Source organism: Burkholderia torrens (assembly GCF_984668525.1).
Genome location: NZ_OZ480211.1, coordinates 1,237,373 through 1,255,996 on the forward strand (window position 1 = coordinate 1,237,373; position 18,624 = coordinate 1,255,996).

General features: G+C 67.2%; 11 protein-coding genes. 4 read left to right on the plus strand and 7 right to left on the minus strand.

The features are described 5' to 3' along the window. Window positions 1-22: 22 nt before the first annotated feature. Complete coding sequence (cdpA, locus tag AC5LXX_RS05820; protein ID WP_493411087.1) at window positions 23-1,765, minus strand: cyclic di-GMP phosphodiesterase CdpA; 1,743 nt, start codon at window positions 1,763-1,765, stop codon at window positions 23-25. Window positions 1,766-2,043: 278 nt separating this feature from the next. Between cdpA and AC5LXX_RS05825 the strand changes: the two genes are divergently transcribed. Beyond that, window positions 2,044-2,592, plus strand: a complete 549-nt coding sequence (locus AC5LXX_RS05825) for a peroxiredoxin (protein WP_493402675.1) — start codon at window positions 2,044-2,046, stop codon at window positions 2,590-2,592. Between the two features lie 89 nt (window positions 2,593-2,681). On the opposite strand, the gene AC5LXX_RS05830 is transcribed toward AC5LXX_RS05825, so the two are convergent. Then, entirely contained in the window at window positions 2,682-3,311 is a 630-nt protein-coding gene (locus tag AC5LXX_RS05830) for an SDR family oxidoreductase (protein ID WP_493410769.1), read from the minus strand. A 269-nt stretch (window positions 3,312-3,580) separates the two neighbouring features. Between AC5LXX_RS05830 and AC5LXX_RS05835 the strand changes: the two genes are divergently transcribed. After that, entirely contained in the window at window positions 3,581-5,020 is a 1,440-nt protein-coding gene (locus AC5LXX_RS05835) for an NYN domain-containing protein (protein WP_493410770.1), read from the plus strand. Window positions 5,021-5,102: 82 nt separating this feature from the next. Here the strand turns inward: AC5LXX_RS05835 and AC5LXX_RS05840 are convergent, their stop codons facing one another. The 5 genes from AC5LXX_RS05840 to AC5LXX_RS05860 form a co-directional block, all read right to left on the minus strand. Then, window positions 5,103-5,486, minus strand: a complete 384-nt coding sequence (locus AC5LXX_RS05840) for a VOC family protein (RefSeq protein ID WP_493410771.1) — start codon at window positions 5,484-5,486, stop codon at window positions 5,103-5,105. 161 nt (window positions 5,487-5,647) lie between these two features. Next, window positions 5,648-8,956: an efflux RND transporter permease subunit gene (locus AC5LXX_RS05845; protein WP_493410772.1), complete on the minus strand. Its 3,309-nt coding sequence runs from the start codon at window positions 8,954-8,956 to the stop codon at window positions 5,648-5,650. A 3-nt stretch (window positions 8,957-8,959) separates the two neighbouring features. Further along, window positions 8,960-12,079 (minus strand): MdtB/MuxB family multidrug efflux RND transporter permease subunit, encoded by a 3,120-nt coding sequence (locus AC5LXX_RS05850; protein ID WP_493410773.1) that lies wholly within the window; start codon window positions 12,077-12,079, stop codon window positions 8,960-8,962. Window positions 12,080-12,094: 15 nt separating this feature from the next. Next, a complete protein-coding gene (locus AC5LXX_RS05855; RefSeq protein WP_493410774.1) occupies window positions 12,095-13,474 on the minus strand; it encodes an MdtA/MuxA family multidrug efflux RND transporter periplasmic adaptor subunit in 1,380 nt (459 codons plus the stop codon). A 253-nt stretch (window positions 13,475-13,727) separates the two neighbouring features. Beyond that, window positions 13,728-14,552, minus strand: a complete 825-nt coding sequence (locus tag AC5LXX_RS05860; RefSeq protein WP_322083835.1) for an IclR family transcriptional regulator — start codon at window positions 14,550-14,552, stop codon at window positions 13,728-13,730. A 765-nt stretch (window positions 14,553-15,317) separates the two neighbouring features. Between AC5LXX_RS05860 and AC5LXX_RS05865 the strand changes: the two genes are divergently transcribed. Together AC5LXX_RS05865 and AC5LXX_RS05870 are read left to right on the plus strand one after the other, a co-directional pair. Next, a complete protein-coding gene (locus tag AC5LXX_RS05865) occupies window positions 15,318-16,901 on the plus strand; it encodes a multicopper oxidase domain-containing protein (protein ID WP_124456514.1) in 1,584 nt (527 codons plus the stop codon). 67 nt (window positions 16,902-16,968) lie between these two features. Beyond that, window positions 16,969-18,618, plus strand: coding sequence for a multicopper oxidase domain-containing protein (locus AC5LXX_RS05870; RefSeq protein ID WP_124456513.1), 1,650 nt, complete (start codon window positions 16,969-16,971; stop codon window positions 18,616-18,618). Window positions 18,619-18,624: the final 6 nt, after the last annotated feature.

Genomic DNA, 18,624 nt, shown 5'->3' on the forward strand with positions numbered 1-18,624 from the left:
TCTGTCCGGTTCGCCGCGCGCGTCAGGCGGCGGCGTGCAGGTGCAGCTGATGCGCCGCGAAGCGCCGCGCGAGCTCCTCGGACGGCAGCGCCTGGCAGACGAGCCAGCCCTGGATGTGGTTGCAGCCCATCTCCGTCAGCAGTTCGCGCTGCGCCTCGGTCTCAACGCCTTCGGCGACGAGTTCGAGATCGAGCGTCTGCGCGAGGCCGACCACCGCCGATACGATCGCGCGGTCGTTGCGCGACGTCAGCAGGTTCTCGACGAAACTGCGGTCGATCTTCAGCTTCGCGAGCGGGAAGCGCTGCAGGTAGGCGAGGCTCGAATAGCCGGTGCCGAAATCGTCGATCGCGAAGCGGATGCCGAGATCGGTCAGCTCCTCGAGCAGCACTTTCGCATGCGCGGGATCGTGCATCAGCAGGCTTTCGGTGATTTCGAGCACGATGCGGCGCGGGTCGATGCCCGTCAGCGCGATCGCCTCGCGCACGCTCTGCGTGAAGCGCGGGTCGCGGAACTGCTGCGGCGACACGTTGACGGCGACGTACTGCAGCGCGAGCCCCTGGCTGTCCCACGCGACGAGCTGCATGCACGCGGCCTTGAGCACCCAGTTGCCGAGGTAGTTGATCAGGCCGATCGATTCGGCGAGCGGAATGAAGGTCGCCGGCGGCACGAGCCCGTGCACCGGATGGCGCCAGCGAATCAGCGCCTCGACACCGACCACCGCGCCCGACTGGCTGCGCGTGATCGGCTGGAAATGGAGCGAGAACTCGCCGTTGCGCACGCCGTCGTACAGGTCGGCCTCCAGCTTCAGCCGTTCGGCGTCGGCCGGGTCGTCGACCGGCGCATGGAACGCGAGCGCGTTGCCGCCCGATGCCTTCGCCTGCGCGAGCGCGTGGTCGGCGCGGCGCAGCAGCGGGCTGTGATGCTGCGCGCGATGCGGCGCGGCCCGTTCGTCCGGATACAGCGCGATGCCGATGCTCGCGGACAAGTGCACGGTCTGCCCCTGGTACACGTAGGGCTCGCGCACCGCGGCCTGCAGCCGGCGCGCGAGTGCGTCGGCGGCATGGGTCGCCTGCGCGCGGTCGGATGCGCCGAGCACGACCGCGAACTTGTCGCTCGCGACGCGCGCGAGCTGCTCGTTCGGCGTGACGAGCGCCTTCAGCCGCTGCGCGGTATCGCGCAGCAGCGTGTCGCCCGCGTCGTAGCCGAGCGCGCGGTTGATCCGCTGGTAGTCGTCGAGGTCGAGCAGCAGCAGCGCCGCGCAGGTGCCGCCCTCGTCGGCGGTCTGCTGCGCGCGCATCAGTGCCGGCACGAGCGCGGACAGGTTGTCGAGCCCCGTCATCGGGTCATGGTGCATTTCGTACGTCAGCTTCGCCTCGAGCGCGCGCCACGACGACACGTCGAATGCCGCGATCGCGAAGCCGTCGACACCGTGGTGGCGGCTCTTGAACGCGCGGACCTCGACGTCCAGCGGGTAGGTGAGCGACTTGACGATGCACATCGTCGCCTTCTCGACCTGGCCCGAACGCGAGGCGCGCGCGAGCAGGCCTTCGAGCACCGAGGTATCCTGTTCGGCGATCAGGTCGCGCAGCGTCAGCGTATGCAGGTAGTCGCGGTGGTAGCCGATGAAGCGCAGGCTCGCGTCGGACACGTACAGAAAGCGCAGTTCGCGGTCGACATGGGCGAGGAAGTCCACCGTGCCGACCGTCTGTTCCAGCCAGTTGCGCACGGAGTCGTCGCGGCGCGGCGCGCCGGCGCGCGCGGGCATCAGCGCGCCGCCCGACCAGGCGAAGCGGCGCAGTGTATGCAAGGCACTGCGCCAGGAGCCCTTGCGTGACGTCTGTTTCCTGTTGGCTTCCATGTTTCTCGCTGACGTGAAGGGCTGGAACCGGTTGTCCGCAAGGAATAACGGCAGATTGTGCGGAATCTTTAACGGGCCGGCCGCGGATGGCATTGCCGCTGGTCCGGATCGCATAGCGGGTGTTCGACAGGCGAACGCCGGTGTGGCCTACATTGAGGCTGACTTTATAAGAAATGAGGACGCAGATGAAGCGAAAACTGTTGCTGGGCGCCGTGGCGGCGCTGGTGGCCGGCCATGCGCTGATGGCGCAGGCGGAACTGAAGCCGGGCGCCGCGGCGCCGGATTTCACGACGCAGGCATCGCTGGGCGGCAAGACTTACACGTATTCGCTCGCGGACGCGCTGAAGCAGGGGCCGGTCGTGCTGTATTTCTACCCGGCCGCGTTCACGAAGGGCTGCACGATCGAGGCGCACGCGTTCGCCGATGCGGTCGACCGTTACAAGGCTTACGGCGCGACGGTGATCGGCGTATCGGCCGACAATATCGACACGCTGACGAAGTTCTCGGTGAGCGAGTGCCGGAGCAAGTTCCCGGTCGCGGCCGATCCGGACGCGAAGATCATCCGTGAATACGACGCGAAGCTGCCGGCGCTCGACCGCGCGAATCGCGTGTCGTACGTGATCTCGCCGGAAGGGAAGGTGCTCTACGAATATACGAGCCTGTCGCCCGACAAGCACGTCGAGAACACGCTCGCCGCCGTGAAGGCGTGGGCCGACGCGCATCCGAAGCAGTAAGCGCGCCCTGGACGTCGACGCGGCCCGCCGTGCGGGCAGGCGACACGGGAGCACGCGCGCGCAGCCGGGCGGCGGCGCCCGGCCGGCTGCTACGCGCGCAATGCCTGCTCGATCGGCACGCTGCCGCCGACGAAGCCGACGATCTTGCGCGAGATGCCGAGCTTGATCGCCTCGATCGCGGCCCATGCAACGTCCTGGCGCGACACGGGCGGCGCGGGATCGAGCCATGCGTCGGTCAGCGCGATCTTGCCGACGCCCGGATCGTCGGTGAGCGGGCCCGGGCGCAGGATCACGTAGTCGACGCCCGACGCGGCCACGCGGTCGTCGCCTTCGCGTTTCATCTGCGAATAATGGCGCAGCGCGTCCGGCGCCAGCTCGGGCCGGTAGGCCGACAGCGAGCTGATCACCACGAGCTTTTGCGCGTTGTACGCCAGCGTGTATTCGGCCGCGCGGGCCACCGCGTCGCGGTCGACCTGTTCCTCTTCGGTCGCGCCGTCCGATTCAGCCGAGCCGGCCGCGTAGATCACGTGCGTGATGCCCTGGAATGCGTGCGAGAAATCGTTCGTCAGATCGGCCTCGACGACCCGTGCGCCCGCCAGCGCATAGCCGTGCCGGCGTACGAGCGCCGTGACCTCGAACTCCGGCTGCTTGAGCAGCAGATCCGCGCAGGCGTGGCCCGTTCGGCCGGTCGCGCCAATCAGCAGTACCTTCGTCGTCATGAAACCGCTCCTTGCTCGATGCGTCTTCCGTCCAGATAGGGACGGACGACCGATAACTCAAGTGTAATGTCGATTTGCCCCGGCGGCGGGTGCGTATTGAGGGGCATACCGGCATCGGGCGTACCGGCACCGGGCATACCGGCACCGGGCGTTCGGGCGTTCATTCGTTCACACGGATGCGGGAATGATGCGCCGACCGGCTATCATGTGCGCGATGCTTTTTTTGCCGCACCGTCATACAACGCGTCGGCCCACTGGTTGGAGTACACATGGCAATACCCCTGGACAACGTCAGCATGGCCGTGTTCTGCGACTTCGAGAACGTCGCGCTCGGCGTGCGCGACGCGAAGTACGAGAAATTCGACATCAAGCCCGTGCTGGAGCGCCTGCTGCTGAAGGGCAGCATCGTCGTGAAGAAGGCTTATTGCGACTGGGATCGCTACAAGGGCTTCAAGGCGTCGATGCACGAGGCGAGCTTCGAGCTGATCGAGATTCCGCACGTGCGCCAGTCGGGCAAGAATTCGGCCGATATCCGGCTCGTCGTCGACGCGCTCGACCTCTGCTACACGAAGTCGCACGTCGACACGTTCGTGATCATCAGTGGCGATTCCGACTTTTCGCCGCTCGTGTCGAAGCTGCGCGAGAACGCGAAGAAGGTGATCGGCGTCGGCGTGAAGAAATCGACGTCGGACCTGCTGGTCGCGAACTGCGACGAATTCATCTTCTACGACGACCTGGTGCGCGAGCAGCAGCGCGCGCTCGCGAAGCGCGAACAGCAGCAGCGTGCGGGCAACGGCGGCGCGAAGCGGCCCGACGAGCCGTCGTCGCGCAAGCACGACATGGATGCACGCAAGGCCGAGGCGATCGCGCTGGCGGTCGAGACGTTCGATGCGCTCGCGTCGGAGCGCGACGACGTCGGCAAGATCTGGGCGTCGGTGCTCAAGAGCGCGATCAAGCGCCGCAAGCCGGATTTCAACGAGTCGTACTACGGGTTCCGCGCGTTCGGCAACCTGCTCGACGAAGCGCAGGCGCGCGGCCTGCTCGAAGTGGGGCGTGACGACAAGTCGGGCGCGTTCGTGTCGCGGGCCCGCCAGCCGGCGGCCGTCGAGCATGTCGCGACGGCCGGTGACGGCGGCGCGCACCACGGCACGCGTGCGGCAGAGCCGGCGCGGGCCGGGCGCCATGCGCAACGTCGCGGCCAGCGGGCGGAAGCGGTCGTGCACGAAAACGTGCAGGTCGAGGCGGAAGCGGCGGAGCTGGACGACGTCGCCGACGCCGTGCCGGCTGCACCTGCCGAAACGATCGAAGCGACCGAAGCGACCGAGGCCCACGGCGAAGCGCAGGAAGGCCGCAAGCGGACACGCAAGAGCGCGGCGAAGAAGACCGGCACGAAAAAGGGCGCCGCCGCGAAGCGCGCCGATGCGGCGAAGCACGGCGGCGACAAGCATGCGCAAGGCAAGCCTGACGACGGCGCGCATCGCGACGCGGAGCAGGGCGGCGCACCGCACGTGGCCGTGACGCACGCCGAGCCGGTAGCTGGCGATGTCGGCGGCGAGCTTGCCGCCGCGCAGCCGTCGCATGACGCGGCGCCGGTCGAAGCCCATGCCGAAGCGGCTGCCGAAGCGCCGGCCGCCGCCAGGAAGAAGCCGGCCCGCAAGGCCGCACCGCGCGCGCGTCGTCCGCGCAAGACGACGGCCGCTGCCGAGTAACGGCAGCCGCGCTGGGTGCCGTCCGAAACCGGGCGGCATCCGCGCCGCACCACACGGGCCGGCGCAACGCCGGCCTGCCGCACTAGCCGTTCAGCGCATACGGCCGCGTCATCACTTCGAGGAAGTGGCCGTCCGGATCGTCGAAGTACACGCCGCGGCCGCCGTTGTGGCGGTAGATGTCGCCGGCTTGCCGCTTCGCCGGATCGGCCCAGTGCGCGAGCCCGCGCGCGCGGATGCGTGCCAGCACACGATCGAAGCCGGCTTCGTCGAGCAGGAACGCGTAATGCTGCGACCGGATTTCCCCCGCCTGCTCATAGAAATCGAGCGACACGCCATTGTCGAGCGCGACGACCAGCATCGCGCCGAACGGTGTCGGCGGCGGCAATTCCAGGAGTTCGGTGAGGAAGCGGCTCGACGCGCGCTTGTCGCGGCACCAGACGATCGTATGGTTCAGCTGGACGTTCATGGCGGATTCCCGGCGAAGGGCATCGCGGTGGGCATGGACTCACGATAGCCGATCGCTGCGGCGGTGCAAGCACGAAAAAAGCGGCCGCCCGGTGAACTGCACCCCAAAGGCTGGATCCAGGTCCAGCTTCGCGGGGCAGTTCGCCGGGCGGCCGTTTCCCGTTACTCGCCTGCCACCGCCGGCCCGCCGGTATTCCCGCGGCGGTTGCGGCGCTTCTCGCCCCACACGCGGAACCGGTCCATGTACAGGTAGACGACCGGCGTCGTATAGAGCGTCAGCACCTGCGACACGATCAGGCCGCCGGCGATCGCGATGCCGAGCGGCGCGCGCAGCTCGGCGCCGTCGCCGCTGCCGAACGCGAGCGGCAGCGCGCCCAGGAGCGCCGCCATCGTCGTCATCATGATCGGGCGGAAGCGCAGCAGGCACGCCTCGTGGATCGCGTCGAACGACGACTTCTGGTGGTTGCGCGTCTGGTCGATCGCGAAGTCGACCATCATGATCGCGTTCTTCTTCACGATACCGATCAGCAGGATCACGCCGATCAGCGCGATGATGCTGAACTCGGTCTTGAACAGCAGCAGCGCGAGCAGCGCGCCGACGCCGGCCGACGGCAGCGTCGACAGGATCGTGATCGGGTGGATGTAGCTCTCGTACAGGATCCCGAGCACGATGTAGACGGCCAGCAGCGCGGCGAGGATCAGGATCGGCTGGTCGTTCGTCGACTGCTGGAACGCCTGCGCGGTGCCCTGGAAGCTGCCGACGATCGTCGGCGGGACGCCGACCTGCGCCATCGTCTGGTAGATGATCTGCGTCGCCTGCGACAGCGACACGCCCGGCGGCAGGTTGAACGAGATCGTCGTCGCGACGAATAGCCCCTGGTGGTTGACCGACAGCGGCGTCGTGCTCGGCCCGAACGTCGCGATCGCCGACAGCGGGATCATCGTCGACTTCGACGTCGATACCGATGCACCCGACGACGCGCTCGACTTGCCGCTTGCGGCGATCGCGTTGAGCGCCTGGTTGCGCGCGGAATCCGACGCGATCGCCGCGGCGCTCTGCGTGGCCGTGCCGGCGCTCGACGTGCCGGCCGACGTCGCGACGTAGGTGCCGGCGGCCGCGTTGGTGGTTTGCGAACCGTTCGCGCTGCCGCCCGACGTGCTGATCCACACCTGGTTCAGCATCTCCGGGCTCTGCCAGTATTTCGGCGCGACTTCCATCACGACGTGGTACTGGTTCAGCGGGTTGTAGATCGTCGAGACCTGGCGCTGGCCGAACGCGTCGTACAGCGTGTTGTCGATCTGCGCGGGCTTGATGCCGAACCGCGCGGCCGTCGCGCGGTCGATCGTCACCATCGCCTCGAGGCCGCCTTGCTGCTGGTCGGAGTTCACGTCGGTCAGCTCGGGGCGCTTCTGCAGCGCCTCGGTCAGGATCGGCCCCCACTTGTACAGGTCGGCGCTCGAGTCGCCGAGCAGCGTGAACTGGTACTGCGCGTTGCTTTGCCGGCCGCCGACGCGGATGTCCTGCGCGGCCTGCAGGAACGTGCGCGCGCCCGCCACGTCCGCCAGCGGCGGGCGCAGCTGCTGGATCACCTGGTCGGCCGACAGCTTGCGCTCGGTGCGGTCCTTCAGCGTGACGAACATGAAGCCCGAGTTGGTCTGCGTGCCGCCGGTGAAGCCCGCGACGCTCTTCACGTTCGGGTTGGCCTGCACGATGCGCATCATCTCGGAGAACTTCAGCTTCATCGCCTGGAACGACGTCGACTGGTCGGCCTGGATGCCGCCGATCATCAGCCCGGTGTCCTGCTGCGGGAAGAAGCCTTTCGGCACGACGATGTACAGGTAGACGTTCAGCCCGATCGTGGCGAACAGCGTCAGCAGGATCAAGAGCGGCCGGCGCAGCGCCCACGACAGCGAGCGCTCGTAGCCGCGCTGCATGCGCGAGAAGCCGCGCTCGAGGAAGCGCCCGAAGCGGCCTTCGTTTTGCGGGTCGTGCGACTCGGGCAGCAGGCGCGCGCACATCATCGGCGTGACGGTGAGCGAGACCGCGAGCGACACGGCGATCGCGAGCGACAGCGTCAGCGCGAACTCGCGGAACAGCCGCCCGACGATGCCGCCCATCAGCAGGATCGGCAGGAACACCGCGACGAGCGAGATGCTCATCGACAGCACCGTGAAGCCGACCTCGCGCGCGCCGTCGAACGCGGCTTGCATCCGCGACTTGCCGTTCTCGATATGCCGCGCGATGTTCTCGAGCACGACGATCGCATCGTCGACGACGAAGCCGGTCGCGACGATCAGCGCCATCAGCGACAGGTTGTCGATCGAGAAGCCGAGCAGGTACATCGCGCCGAACGTGCCGATGATCGAGATCGGCACCGCGACGCTCGGGATCAGCGTCGCGCGCCAGTTGCGCAGGAACAGGAACACGACCATCACGACGAGGCTGACCGCGATCAGCAGCGTGTGCTCGGTGTCCTTCAGCGACGCGCGAATGGTGGTCGAGCGGTCGAGCACCGGCGTGACCGTGATGTCGGCCGGCAGCGACGCGGTGAGCTGCGGCAGCGCCGCGCGCACGCGGTCGATCGTCTCGATGATGTTCGCGCCGGGCGAGCGGTAGAGGATCACGAGCACCGCGCGCTTGCCGTTCGACAGACCGAGGTTGCGCAGGTCCTCGACCCCGTCGACGACGTCCGACAGGTCGGACAGCCGCACGGCCGAGCCGTTGCGGTAGGCGACCACGAGGTCGCGGTATTGCGATGCCTGGGACGCCTGGTCGTTCGTATAGAGCTGGAAGCGCTGCGGGCCGAACTCGATCGCGCCCTTCGGCGCGTTGGCGTTCGCGGAAGCCAGCGCCGCGCGCACGTCCTCGAGGCCGATCCCGTAGTGGAACAGCGCCTGGGGTTCGAGCTCGACGCGCACGGCCGGGTTCGCGGAGCCGCTGACCGAGACCTGGCCGATCCCGTCGATCTGCGACAGCGACTGCTGCAGCACCGTCGACGCCGCGTCGTACAGCTTCGCGGGCGACGAAGTCTCCGACGTCAGCGACACGATCATGATCGGCGAATCGGCCGGGTTGACCTTGCGGTAGGTCGGGTTGCTCTTCAGCGCGGCGGGCAGGTCGGCGCGCGCCGCGTTGATCGCGGCCTGCACGTCGCGCGCGGCGCCGTCGATGTCGCGGTTCAGGCCGAACTGCAGGATGATCCGCGCGTTGCCGACCGTGCTCGTCGACGTCATTTCGGACACGTCGGCGATCGAGCCGAGGTGCCGCTCGAGCGGGCTCGTCACGCTGGTCGCGACCGTTTCCGGGCTCGCGCCCGGCAGCGACGCCTGCACCGAGATCGTCGGGAAGTCGACCTGCGGCAGCGGCGACACCGGCAGCTTGATGAACGCGAACAGGCCCGCGAGCGCGACGCCGAGCGCGAGCAGCGTCGTCGCGACGGGGCGGGTGATGAAGGGGCGCGACAGGTTCATCGGTTATGCACCCGTGTGCTTGCCTGTATCGGCGCCCGGCCCGTGGCGTTCGAACCAGCCGCGCACACGGCGCGCGAGCGAGTCGAAGCCGAGGTAGATCACGGGCGTCGTGAACAGCGTCAGCACCTGCGACACGATCAGGCCGCCGGCGATCGCGATCCCGAGCGGCTGGCGCAGCTCGGAACCCGCGCCGGAGCCGACGATCAGCGGCACCGCGCCGAGCAGCGCGGCGAGCGTCGTCATCAGGATCGGCCGGAAGCGCAGCAGGCACGCCTGGTAGATCGCCTCGCGCGGCGGCTTGCCTTCGACGCGTTCGGCCTCGAGCGCGAAGTCGATCATCATGATCGCGTTCTTCTTCACGATGCCGATCAGCAGCACGATGCCGATGATCCCGATGATGTCGAGGTCGTGCCCGGTGATCATCAGCGCGAGCAGCGCGCCGACGCCGGCCGACGGCAGCGTCGACAGGATCGTGATCGGGTGGATGTAGCTCTCGTACAGCACGCCGAGCACGATGTACATCGTGACGATCGCCGCGAGGATCAGGAACAGCTGGTTCGACAGCGATGCCTGGAACGCGAGCGCCGCCCCCTGGAAGCGCGTCTGGAACGACGCGGGCAGGTTGATGTCCTTCTCGGCGGCCTCGATCGCCTTGACGGCTTCGCCGAGCGACGCGCCCGGCGCGAGGTTGAACGAGATCGTCGTCGACGGGAACTGCGACAGGTGCGCGACCAGCAGCGGCGACGGCCGCTCGTGGAACGACGCGATCGACGCCAGCGGCACCTGGCCGCCGCCGGCCGACGGCAGGTAGATGTCGTTCAGCGATTGCGCGTAGTGCTGCTCCTTCGGCTCGGACTCGAGAATCACGCGGTACTGGTTCGACTGCGTGAAGATCGTCGACACGATGCGCTGGCCGAACGCGTCGTACAGCGCGTTGTCGACGGTCGCCGGCGTGATGCCGAAGCGCGCGGCGCTCGCGCGGTCGATCTCGATGTAGACCGACTGGCCGTTGCTTTGCAGGTCGGTCGCGACGTCGGCGAGCGACGGCTCCTGCTGCAGCCGCGCGACGAGCTTCGGCACCCAGGTCGCGAATTCGTCCGAGTTCGGGCTCGTCAGCATGAACTGGTACTGCGTCGGGCTGACGGTCGAGTCGATCGTCAGATCCTGCACCGACTGCATGAACAGCGAGATGCCGGTGATGTTCGCCACGCGGTGCTGCAGGTCGCGGATGATCTGCGCGGCCGTCTCGGAACGTTCGTCACGCGCCTTCAGGTTGATCAGCATGCGGCCGCTGTTCAGCGTGATGTTGCTGCCGTCGACGCCGATGAACGATGTGAGGCTGTCGACGTTCGGATCCTTCAGGATCTCGGCGGCGAGCGCCTGCTGGCGTTCGGCCATCGCGCCGTACGAGATCGACTGCGGCGCCTGCGTGATCGCCTGGATCACGCCGGTGTCCTGCGCGGGGAAGAAGCCCTTCGGCACATAGATATAGAGCAGGGCGGTCAGCGCGAGCGTCAGCAGCGCGACGACGAGCGTCGAGCGCTGGCGGTTCAGCACCCATTCGAGCGCGACCGCGTAGCGTGCGATCACCCAGTCGATCGCGCGGTGCACGCGCGCCTCGAAGCGGTGGCTCTCGGGCGGCGGCGAATGGCGCAGCAGCTTCGCGCACATCATCGGCACGAGCGTGAGCGACACGATCGCCGAGATCACGATCGTCACCGCGAGCGTGATCGCGAATTCGTGGAACAGGCGCCCGACCACGTCGCCCATGAACAGCAGCGGAATCAGCACCGCGATCAGCGATACCGTCAGCGAGATGATCGTGAAGCCGATCTGCCGCGAGCCCTTCAGCGCGGCCTCGAGCCCTGTTTCGCCTTCCTCGACGTAGCGCGCGATGTTCTCGATCATCACGATCGCATCGTCGACGACGAAGCCGGTCGCGATGGTGAGCGCCATCAGCGACAGGTTGTTCAGCGAGAAGCCGGCCATGTACATTACCGCGAGCGTGCCGATCAGCGACAGCGGCACCGACAGGCTCGGGATGATCGTCGCGTAGACGTTCGCGAGGAACAGGTACATCACGAGCACGACGAGCGCGACCGCGAGCAGCAGCTCGAACTGCACGTCGCGCACGGCCGCGCGGATCATCGTCGTGCGGTCGGTGACGATTTCCACGTCGAGCGCGGCCGGCAGCGTTTCCTGCAGCTTCGGCAACTGCGCCTTGATCGCGTCGACGGTCGCGATCACGTTCGCGCCGGGCTGGCGCTGCACGTTCAGGATGATCGCGGGGTCCGAATTCACCCACGCGCCGAGCTTGGTGTTCTCCGAGCCGGCGACGACCGTCGCGACGTCGGTCAGCATCACCGGGTGGCCGTTCTTGTACGCGACGACCGCGCTGTTGTACTGGTCGGCGCTCGTCAGCTGGTCGTTCGCGTTGATCGTGTACGCGCGCGTCGGCCCGTCGAAGTTGCCCTTCGGCGTGTTCACGTTCAGGTTCGAGATCGTCGTGCGCAGGTCGTCGAGGTTCATCCCGTATTTGGCGAGCGCGGTCGGGTTCGCCTGGATCCGCACGGCCGGACGGTTGCCGCCCGACAGGCTGACGAGGCCGACGCCGGCGATCTGCGAGATCTTCATCGCGAGGCGCGTGTCGGCCAGGTCCTGCACCTGCGTGAGCGGCAGCGTCTTCGATTTGACGGCGAGCGTCAGCACCGGCGCATCGGCCGGGTTGACCTTCGCGTAGATCGGCGGGGCAGGGAGGTCGGACGGCAGCAGGTTGCCGGCAGCGTTGATCGCGGCCTGCACTTCCTGCTCGGCGATGTCGAGCGGCAGGTCGAGCGAGAACTGCAGCGTGATCACCGACGCGCCGGCCGAGCTTTGCGACGACATCTGGTTCAGCGACGGCATCTGCCCGAACTGCCGTTCGAGCGGCGCGGTGACCGACGAGGTCATCACTTCCGGGCTCGCGCCCGGATAGAAGGTCTGGACCTGGATCGTCGGGTAGTCGACTTCGGGCAGCGCGGCGAGCGGCAGGAAGCGCAGCGCGACGAGACCGGCCAGCATGATCGCCGCCATCAGGAGGGCGGTGCCGACCGGCCGGAGAATGAAGAGGCGGGATGGATTCATCGAGCGGCCCGCGCGTTACTGGGCCGCGGGGGCCGCTGCCTGCGACGCGCCGTGCTTGTGTCCGCCGCGATGGGCGGCGGCGCCCGACGCTGCCGATGCACCCGACGCCGCGCGTGCGCCGCGCGCGCCCGATGCGCCTTTCGGCTTGTCGGCCGGAATCGAGATCTTCGAGCCTTCGCGCAGGCGGTCGGAGCCGTCGGTCACCACGCGCTCGCCGAGCGCGACGCCGCTGACGATGCTCGTGCGTTCGCCGTCGATCGGGCCGATCGTGACCTTGCGGACCGTGACCGTGTTGTCGGGTTTCACGACATAGACGAACTGGCCGATCGAACCGGTCAGCACGGCGGAGGTCGGCACGATCGTCGCGTTGCGCAGCACGTCGACGAGCAGCCGCGTGTTCACGAACTGATTCGGGAACAGCATGCCTTCCTTGTTATCGAAGTTCGCGCGCAGCTTGACCGTGCCGGTGCTCGTGTCGATCTGGTTGTCGAGCGTCGCGAGCGAACCCGTCTCGAGCGGCACCGTGTTGTTGCGGTTGTACGCAGTGACCGACAGCTTCTGGCCCGCGTTCACCTGCTTGAGGATCTGCGGCAGGTTGTCTTCCGACGTCGTGAAGATCACGCTCATCGGCTGCAGCTGCGTGATCACGACGATGCCGTTGGTGTCGCCCGGCGTCACGTAGTTGCCCGGGTCGACCTGGCGCAGGCCGACGCGGCCCGACACCGGCGCCGTGATGCGCGCATACGTGAGGTTCAGCTTCGCGGAATCGATCGCGGCCTGGTCGGTCTTCACCGCGCCTTCGTACTGCTTGACGAGCGACGCCTGCGTATCGACGGTTTGCGACGCGATCGAGTCCTGCGACAGCAGCGTCTGGTAGCGCTTCAGGTCGAGGCGCGCCGTCGCGAGCAGGGCGGAATCGCGTGCGTGCGTGCCTTCGGCGTTCTCGAGCGACACCTGGTAAGGGCGCGGGTCGATCTGCGCGAGCACGTCGCCCTTCTTGACGATCTGGCCCTCCTGGAACGACACCGACTGCAGGTAGCCCGACAGCTGCGTCTTGACCGTCACGTTCGCGAGCGGCGTGACGGTGCCGAGTGCGGACAGCACGATCGGCATCTCGCCTTGCGTCGCGGTCGCGACCTGCACGGGCTGCGGAACGTTCGCCATCGCAGCGGGGCCGCCGCGGCCGCGATGGCCGCCTGCGCCGCTGCCGGCGGCTGCGCTCGCACCGGTCGCCGTGCTGCCGGCCGACGGCGTGCGGTTCCACGGATGCCACCACAGCAGGCCGCCGATGACGACGACCGCGACCGTGCCGAGCATCAGCGTGCGGCGCGGACGCCGTGCGGCGGGCGACACGGGGTCTTTCGAAGGGGGCGTGGGCTTTTGTTCGTTATCCATCGTGATCTGTCAGGAAGACGGCGCGGCGTGCCGGAAATCGGACTGCTGGGCTGCGCGTGGGCGGGCGGGTGACGGGACGGGGTGGCCCGGCTCGGTCCGGGGCCCCGCCGACTCGCGAGAAAAGAGCGTTGTGCACCGCGAATGCGGCGCGACGATGGGCATGATCCTACGTCCCGTCCCCGTTACAGTCCAGTGGTCTATCTTTCAACGGGTTACGGTCGTTACAGAACGCGACAGGACGATGACGGAACGATTACACGCTGATGCGCCGGGCCGGTGCGCCGCCGATCTCGCGCGTGATTTTCGCGATGCATTCGTGCAGCGCGGGCACGACGTGTTCCTGCAGCCATTCGGGCGAGCACTGGTGCGCCGCGCCGCCGCAATTCACCGAGTAGCGCTGGCCCGACGGGCCGACGAAACCGGCCGCGACCGCATTCAGGCCCTCGCGCCATTCGCCGATCGCGATCGCGTGGCCGTCGCGCATCGCATCGTCGAGCGCGGGCGTCAGGCGCGCGGACACGTGCGGCCAGTCGTCGCCCGCCGTGGTGCGCAGCGACTCGAGCAGCAGGCGCCGCTCGTCTTCCTCGAGCGCGGCGAGATACGCGCGGCCCACCGCCGTGCGTGCGATGTCCATCCGCGAGCCGATTTCGAGGCGCGTGACGAGCACGGCCGAGCGCGGCCGGATCACGTCGATCGCGACCATGTCGAGCCGGTCGCGCACCGCGAGGTGTACGGACAGCGACGTGCGTTCGGCCAACTCGATCATGAACGGCCGCGAACGCGCGCGGATGTCGAAGTTGCGCAGGAAGCCGTGGCTCAGCTCGAGCACCGACGCGGTGAGCACGAAGCGCTCGCTGTCGGGCAACTGGAACAGGAAGCCGGCGCTGACGAGCGTCGCGGTGATGCGCGAGACGGTCGGCTTCGGGATGCCGGTCAATTCGGTCAGTTCACGGTTGCTGACGGGGGCGTCGGCGGCCGCGATGCGGCGCAGCACGGCGAGGCCGCGGGCGAGGGCGGTGATCTCGTCGGGTGACGATTCACGGTCCCGCGACGCGGGAAGGGTTACAGTTGTCGACACGAGGGATTCTCTCTAATTCCGAAACTCGATTTCAATTTTGTTGGTATTGTAGGACTATTGTCAAAGGATGCATGTTCTGCGGGTGAACCGGTCATTGGATGAGATTTTACGGGTTCACCCTTGGTTTATTAGGAAAACGCTCAAATCAGCGTTGCCAGAAAGTGCATGAACCGGTGCAAATACCGCTTGACTTGTCGGGCGGAAACGGAAAGAATGTCTCACGTTTTCGAAACATCGTTTCAAGAGTTTAACCGGCAACGATGTTTCGCGCAGTCTCTCAGGTTCTAGCACGGCCCTCGGAATGGCTAGAACTTTTTTAGCGCCACGGTCTCCGTGGCGCTTTTTTTTGCCCGTTCTCCGGCGACCGCCCGGTTTGCCGCGATCGAAAGCCCGCCGCTTCGCTGCTTCGGGGCCGGCACCGCTTGCCGCATCCTGCACCCTCCACTGCCTACCCCCCGATTTTAATTAATTTCTGCTATCGGGAAAATTTCGCCGATACGTCGCCGGTCGTCGCGCGTTTTTCATCGGACAAATCCGGTGCATCGACGGGGCTGCTCGAACCTCGCCCATCCGTCCTTGAGGAGCATGTCGCCCCCGCGTGCCGGAGCCCCCCTATGCAAAAGTAGGGGGGTGACCCATCCCGGCCAGACGCGCACATCTTCAGAATCCAGATACGGGCTGATGCGAAGACCTCGCCGGCCCGCGTCCGCAGTACAGCATGACGTCCAGCCCGTATCGCTGGTTGACCCCTTGGATGGAGGTCATATGTTCAGTACCCGCGCGTGTTGCAGCAGTGTGGCGGCACTGTTGCTCCTGATGTGCGCCGTTCCCTCGTTCGCCCAGTCGTTCCGCGTCCAGTGCCCGTTCACCACGCCGTCGCATCCGACCGCGCTGGCGCCCGGTGTCGGCGAGCCCGCCTACACGAAACCGACCTACACCGGCCAGACTTCCACGTCGACCGGCACCGTGAACGGCGCGATCAAGTGCCAGCAGATCTCGGGCGGCGACGGCTATGCCACGATGGCCAACGGTGTGCAGACCTATCTGTTCGCGTTCGGCCCGCTGTCCGGGCTCGCGGACGTCAAGGCCGGGCTGCCCGGCACGCAGCTCGCGTCGGTGTTCAACACCGTCGGCGATCCCAGGACGGACCCGACCTACAACGGCGCGGTCGGCCTCGCGCCCGATCCGGATGCAGGCGGTGCGCTGACCGGCCACGTCGATCCGCGCCCGATCATGGACATCGGCGTGATGAACGGCAACCAGCCCGCGCCGCTGATGGCGATCGACGAGGACGACGAGTTCTTCCTCACGCTCACGAACGTCGGGATGATCATGCGCCCGGACCTGTTCGAGAGGCATACGGTGCACTTCCACGGCTATCCGAACGCGTCGTCGTTCTATGACGGCGTGCCGGACGCGTCGGTCGCGATCAACATCGGCGCGAGCTTCACGTACTACTATCTCGCGCCGGATGCGGGCACCTATTTCTGGCACTGCCACATCACGCCGCCGGAGCACCTGCAGATGGGCATGGTCGGCCAGATCTACGTGCGGCCGCGCCAGGATCGCGTGCCGAAGGGCGTGTCGCTGTACGAGGCGCTGGTGACGCAGCAGTCGGACCTGCGCACGCGCTGCGGCAACGACATCCTGTGCTCGACGCCGCTGCCGCCGCAGAACAACGGCCTCGTGCGTGCGGCCAACGCCAACATTCCGGCGACCACGCCCGAAACGCTGTCGCTCTACGCCTACAACGACGGTGACGGCTCGACCGCGTACGACGTCGAGTATCCGATCCAGATCCATGGCTTCGATCCGAATTTCCACTTCGTCGGCATGACGTTCAATCCCGAGCCGTTCACCGACATGAAGGACAAGTTCTTCCTGCTGAATGGCCGCAGCTATCCGGACACGGTGACAGAAGGGGCGATGTCGACGCCGGCGTCGGACAGTTCGATGCATCCGTCGCAACCGCTGTCGACGCTGATCAACATTCCCGCCGGCGGCCGCGCGCTGTTGCGGATCTCGGATCTCGACGTGACCGAATACCAGACGCTGGCGTCGCTCGGCATCCCGATGCACGTGATCGCGATCAACGCCCGCATGCTGCGCGACATGGCCGGCAACAACATGGCCTACGACACGAACTCGATCACGCTCGGAGGCGGCGAGTCGCTCGACCTGATTCTCGACGCCAGCGACAAGACGAAGTACCACTCGGGCCAGATTTTCTACCTGTACACGCCGAACCTCGATCACCTGTCGAACGATCAGGAGAACTTCGGCGGCCTGATGACCGAAGTCCACATCTGCAGCGCGGTGGACCCGGTCACGAAGCACTGCACTCTTTGATGACCAGGGCCCGCCCGCAGCAGCGGGCGGGGCCCGGCCGGGAAGTCCTGCCCTGAGGAGAAAAGCCGTGGGACACATCACTCATCATGCGTGGACCGCGACGCTCGCCCGTCTCGGACGGCTCGCACGCGTCGGCGTCGCAACGCTCGCCGCGTTGCTGTCGGTGCACGCGCAAGCCGCCGCGCCGGGCATCGCCGGCAAGGTTTTCAACCTCACGGCCCAGGAGGCGCGCATTACCCAGCCGGACGGCACGAGCGTCTATTCGTGGGGCTACGGCTGCGCGGCGACCAGCGCGACGCCGCTCGTCTTCTCGCCGTCGACGATTACCGGTGCGACCTGTCCGACGATGCAGATTCCCGGTCCGACGCTGATCGTCAGGCAGGGCGACGTCATCACCGTGACACTCACCAACAACCTGCCGGCGGCGGCCGGCAACACGTCGATGCTGTTCCCCGGCTTCGTCGTGTGCACGGGCACCCTGAGCCCGGACGGCAAGACCTGCACCGGCACCTCCGGCGTTGCCGGGCTACTGGCGCAAGAAGCGCCGCACGGCGCGACGGTCACCTATACGTTCGTCGCGGCGACGCCGGGTACGCATGCGTACTACAGCGGCACGCAGGGCGACCTGCAGATCGAGATGGGGATGTACGGTGCGATCATCGTGCTGCCGAATACGGCGGTCAACACGGCGGGCTGCATGGCGCTGCCGGATTCGGGCCGGCCGTTCGGCCAGCGCGATTTCCGCAACGCAGTGGCGGCATTCGACAACAGCGCCGCCTGCTATGACCGTGAGTATCTTTTTCAGTTCTCCGAAATGGATCCGCGCATCCATCAGCAGGCGGAGCAGCAGGTCGCGGCGAATACGTCGTGCACCAAGCCGACCGGCTGCATGACGGTCGAGACCGAGCCGTATCACCCGGCCTATTTCATGGTCAACGGCCGCTCGATGCCGGACGACATGGATCCGAACTACGCGCCGCAGTACCCGCACCAGCCGTACAACGGCAACCCGCACATGCATCCGGGCGAACTGGTGCTGCTGCGGATCATCGGCACCGGCCGCTGGCAGCATCCGTTCCACGAGCACGGCAACCACGTGCGCGTGCTGGCGCGCGACGGCAACCTGTTGCTCAGCCCGGTCGACCCGAGCCACCCGGCGAACCCGCGGCAGCCGGCCGGGCCGCTGCTGTTCACGACCACCACGACGCCGGGCGCGACGATGGACGGGATTTTCTACTGGACCGGCAAGGGCCTGAACTGGGACGTCTACGCGCACTACGCGGGCGACGGCTCCGTCTGCGTGCCGGACGCGAACGGCTACTACACGACGGCGTCGAATCCGCCGGCGCCGCGCAGCGCGCCGAACTACTACGAGTGGTGCCAGGACCACGGCAAGGCACTCGAGAAGGCGCCGTTCGGCAAGGTCGCGAGCGGCGGGCCGGTCACGTTGCCGGACTCGAACATCCTGACGAACGGCTTCTGGTATGGCGGCAGTCCGTATCTCGGGCCGGACGCGACCGTGCGTGCGACGGCGCCGACCGGCACGTCGCCGCCCAGCAACACGATCCTGAACCCGCCGGCGACGGAAGCAGGCTTCGCGTTCATGTGGCACTCGCATAACGAGCGCGAGATCACGACGAACAACATCTTCCCGGGCGGAATGATGATGATGATGCTCGTTGATCCTCCGGTATTTCCGATCGACGAATCCAATTAGGGGTGG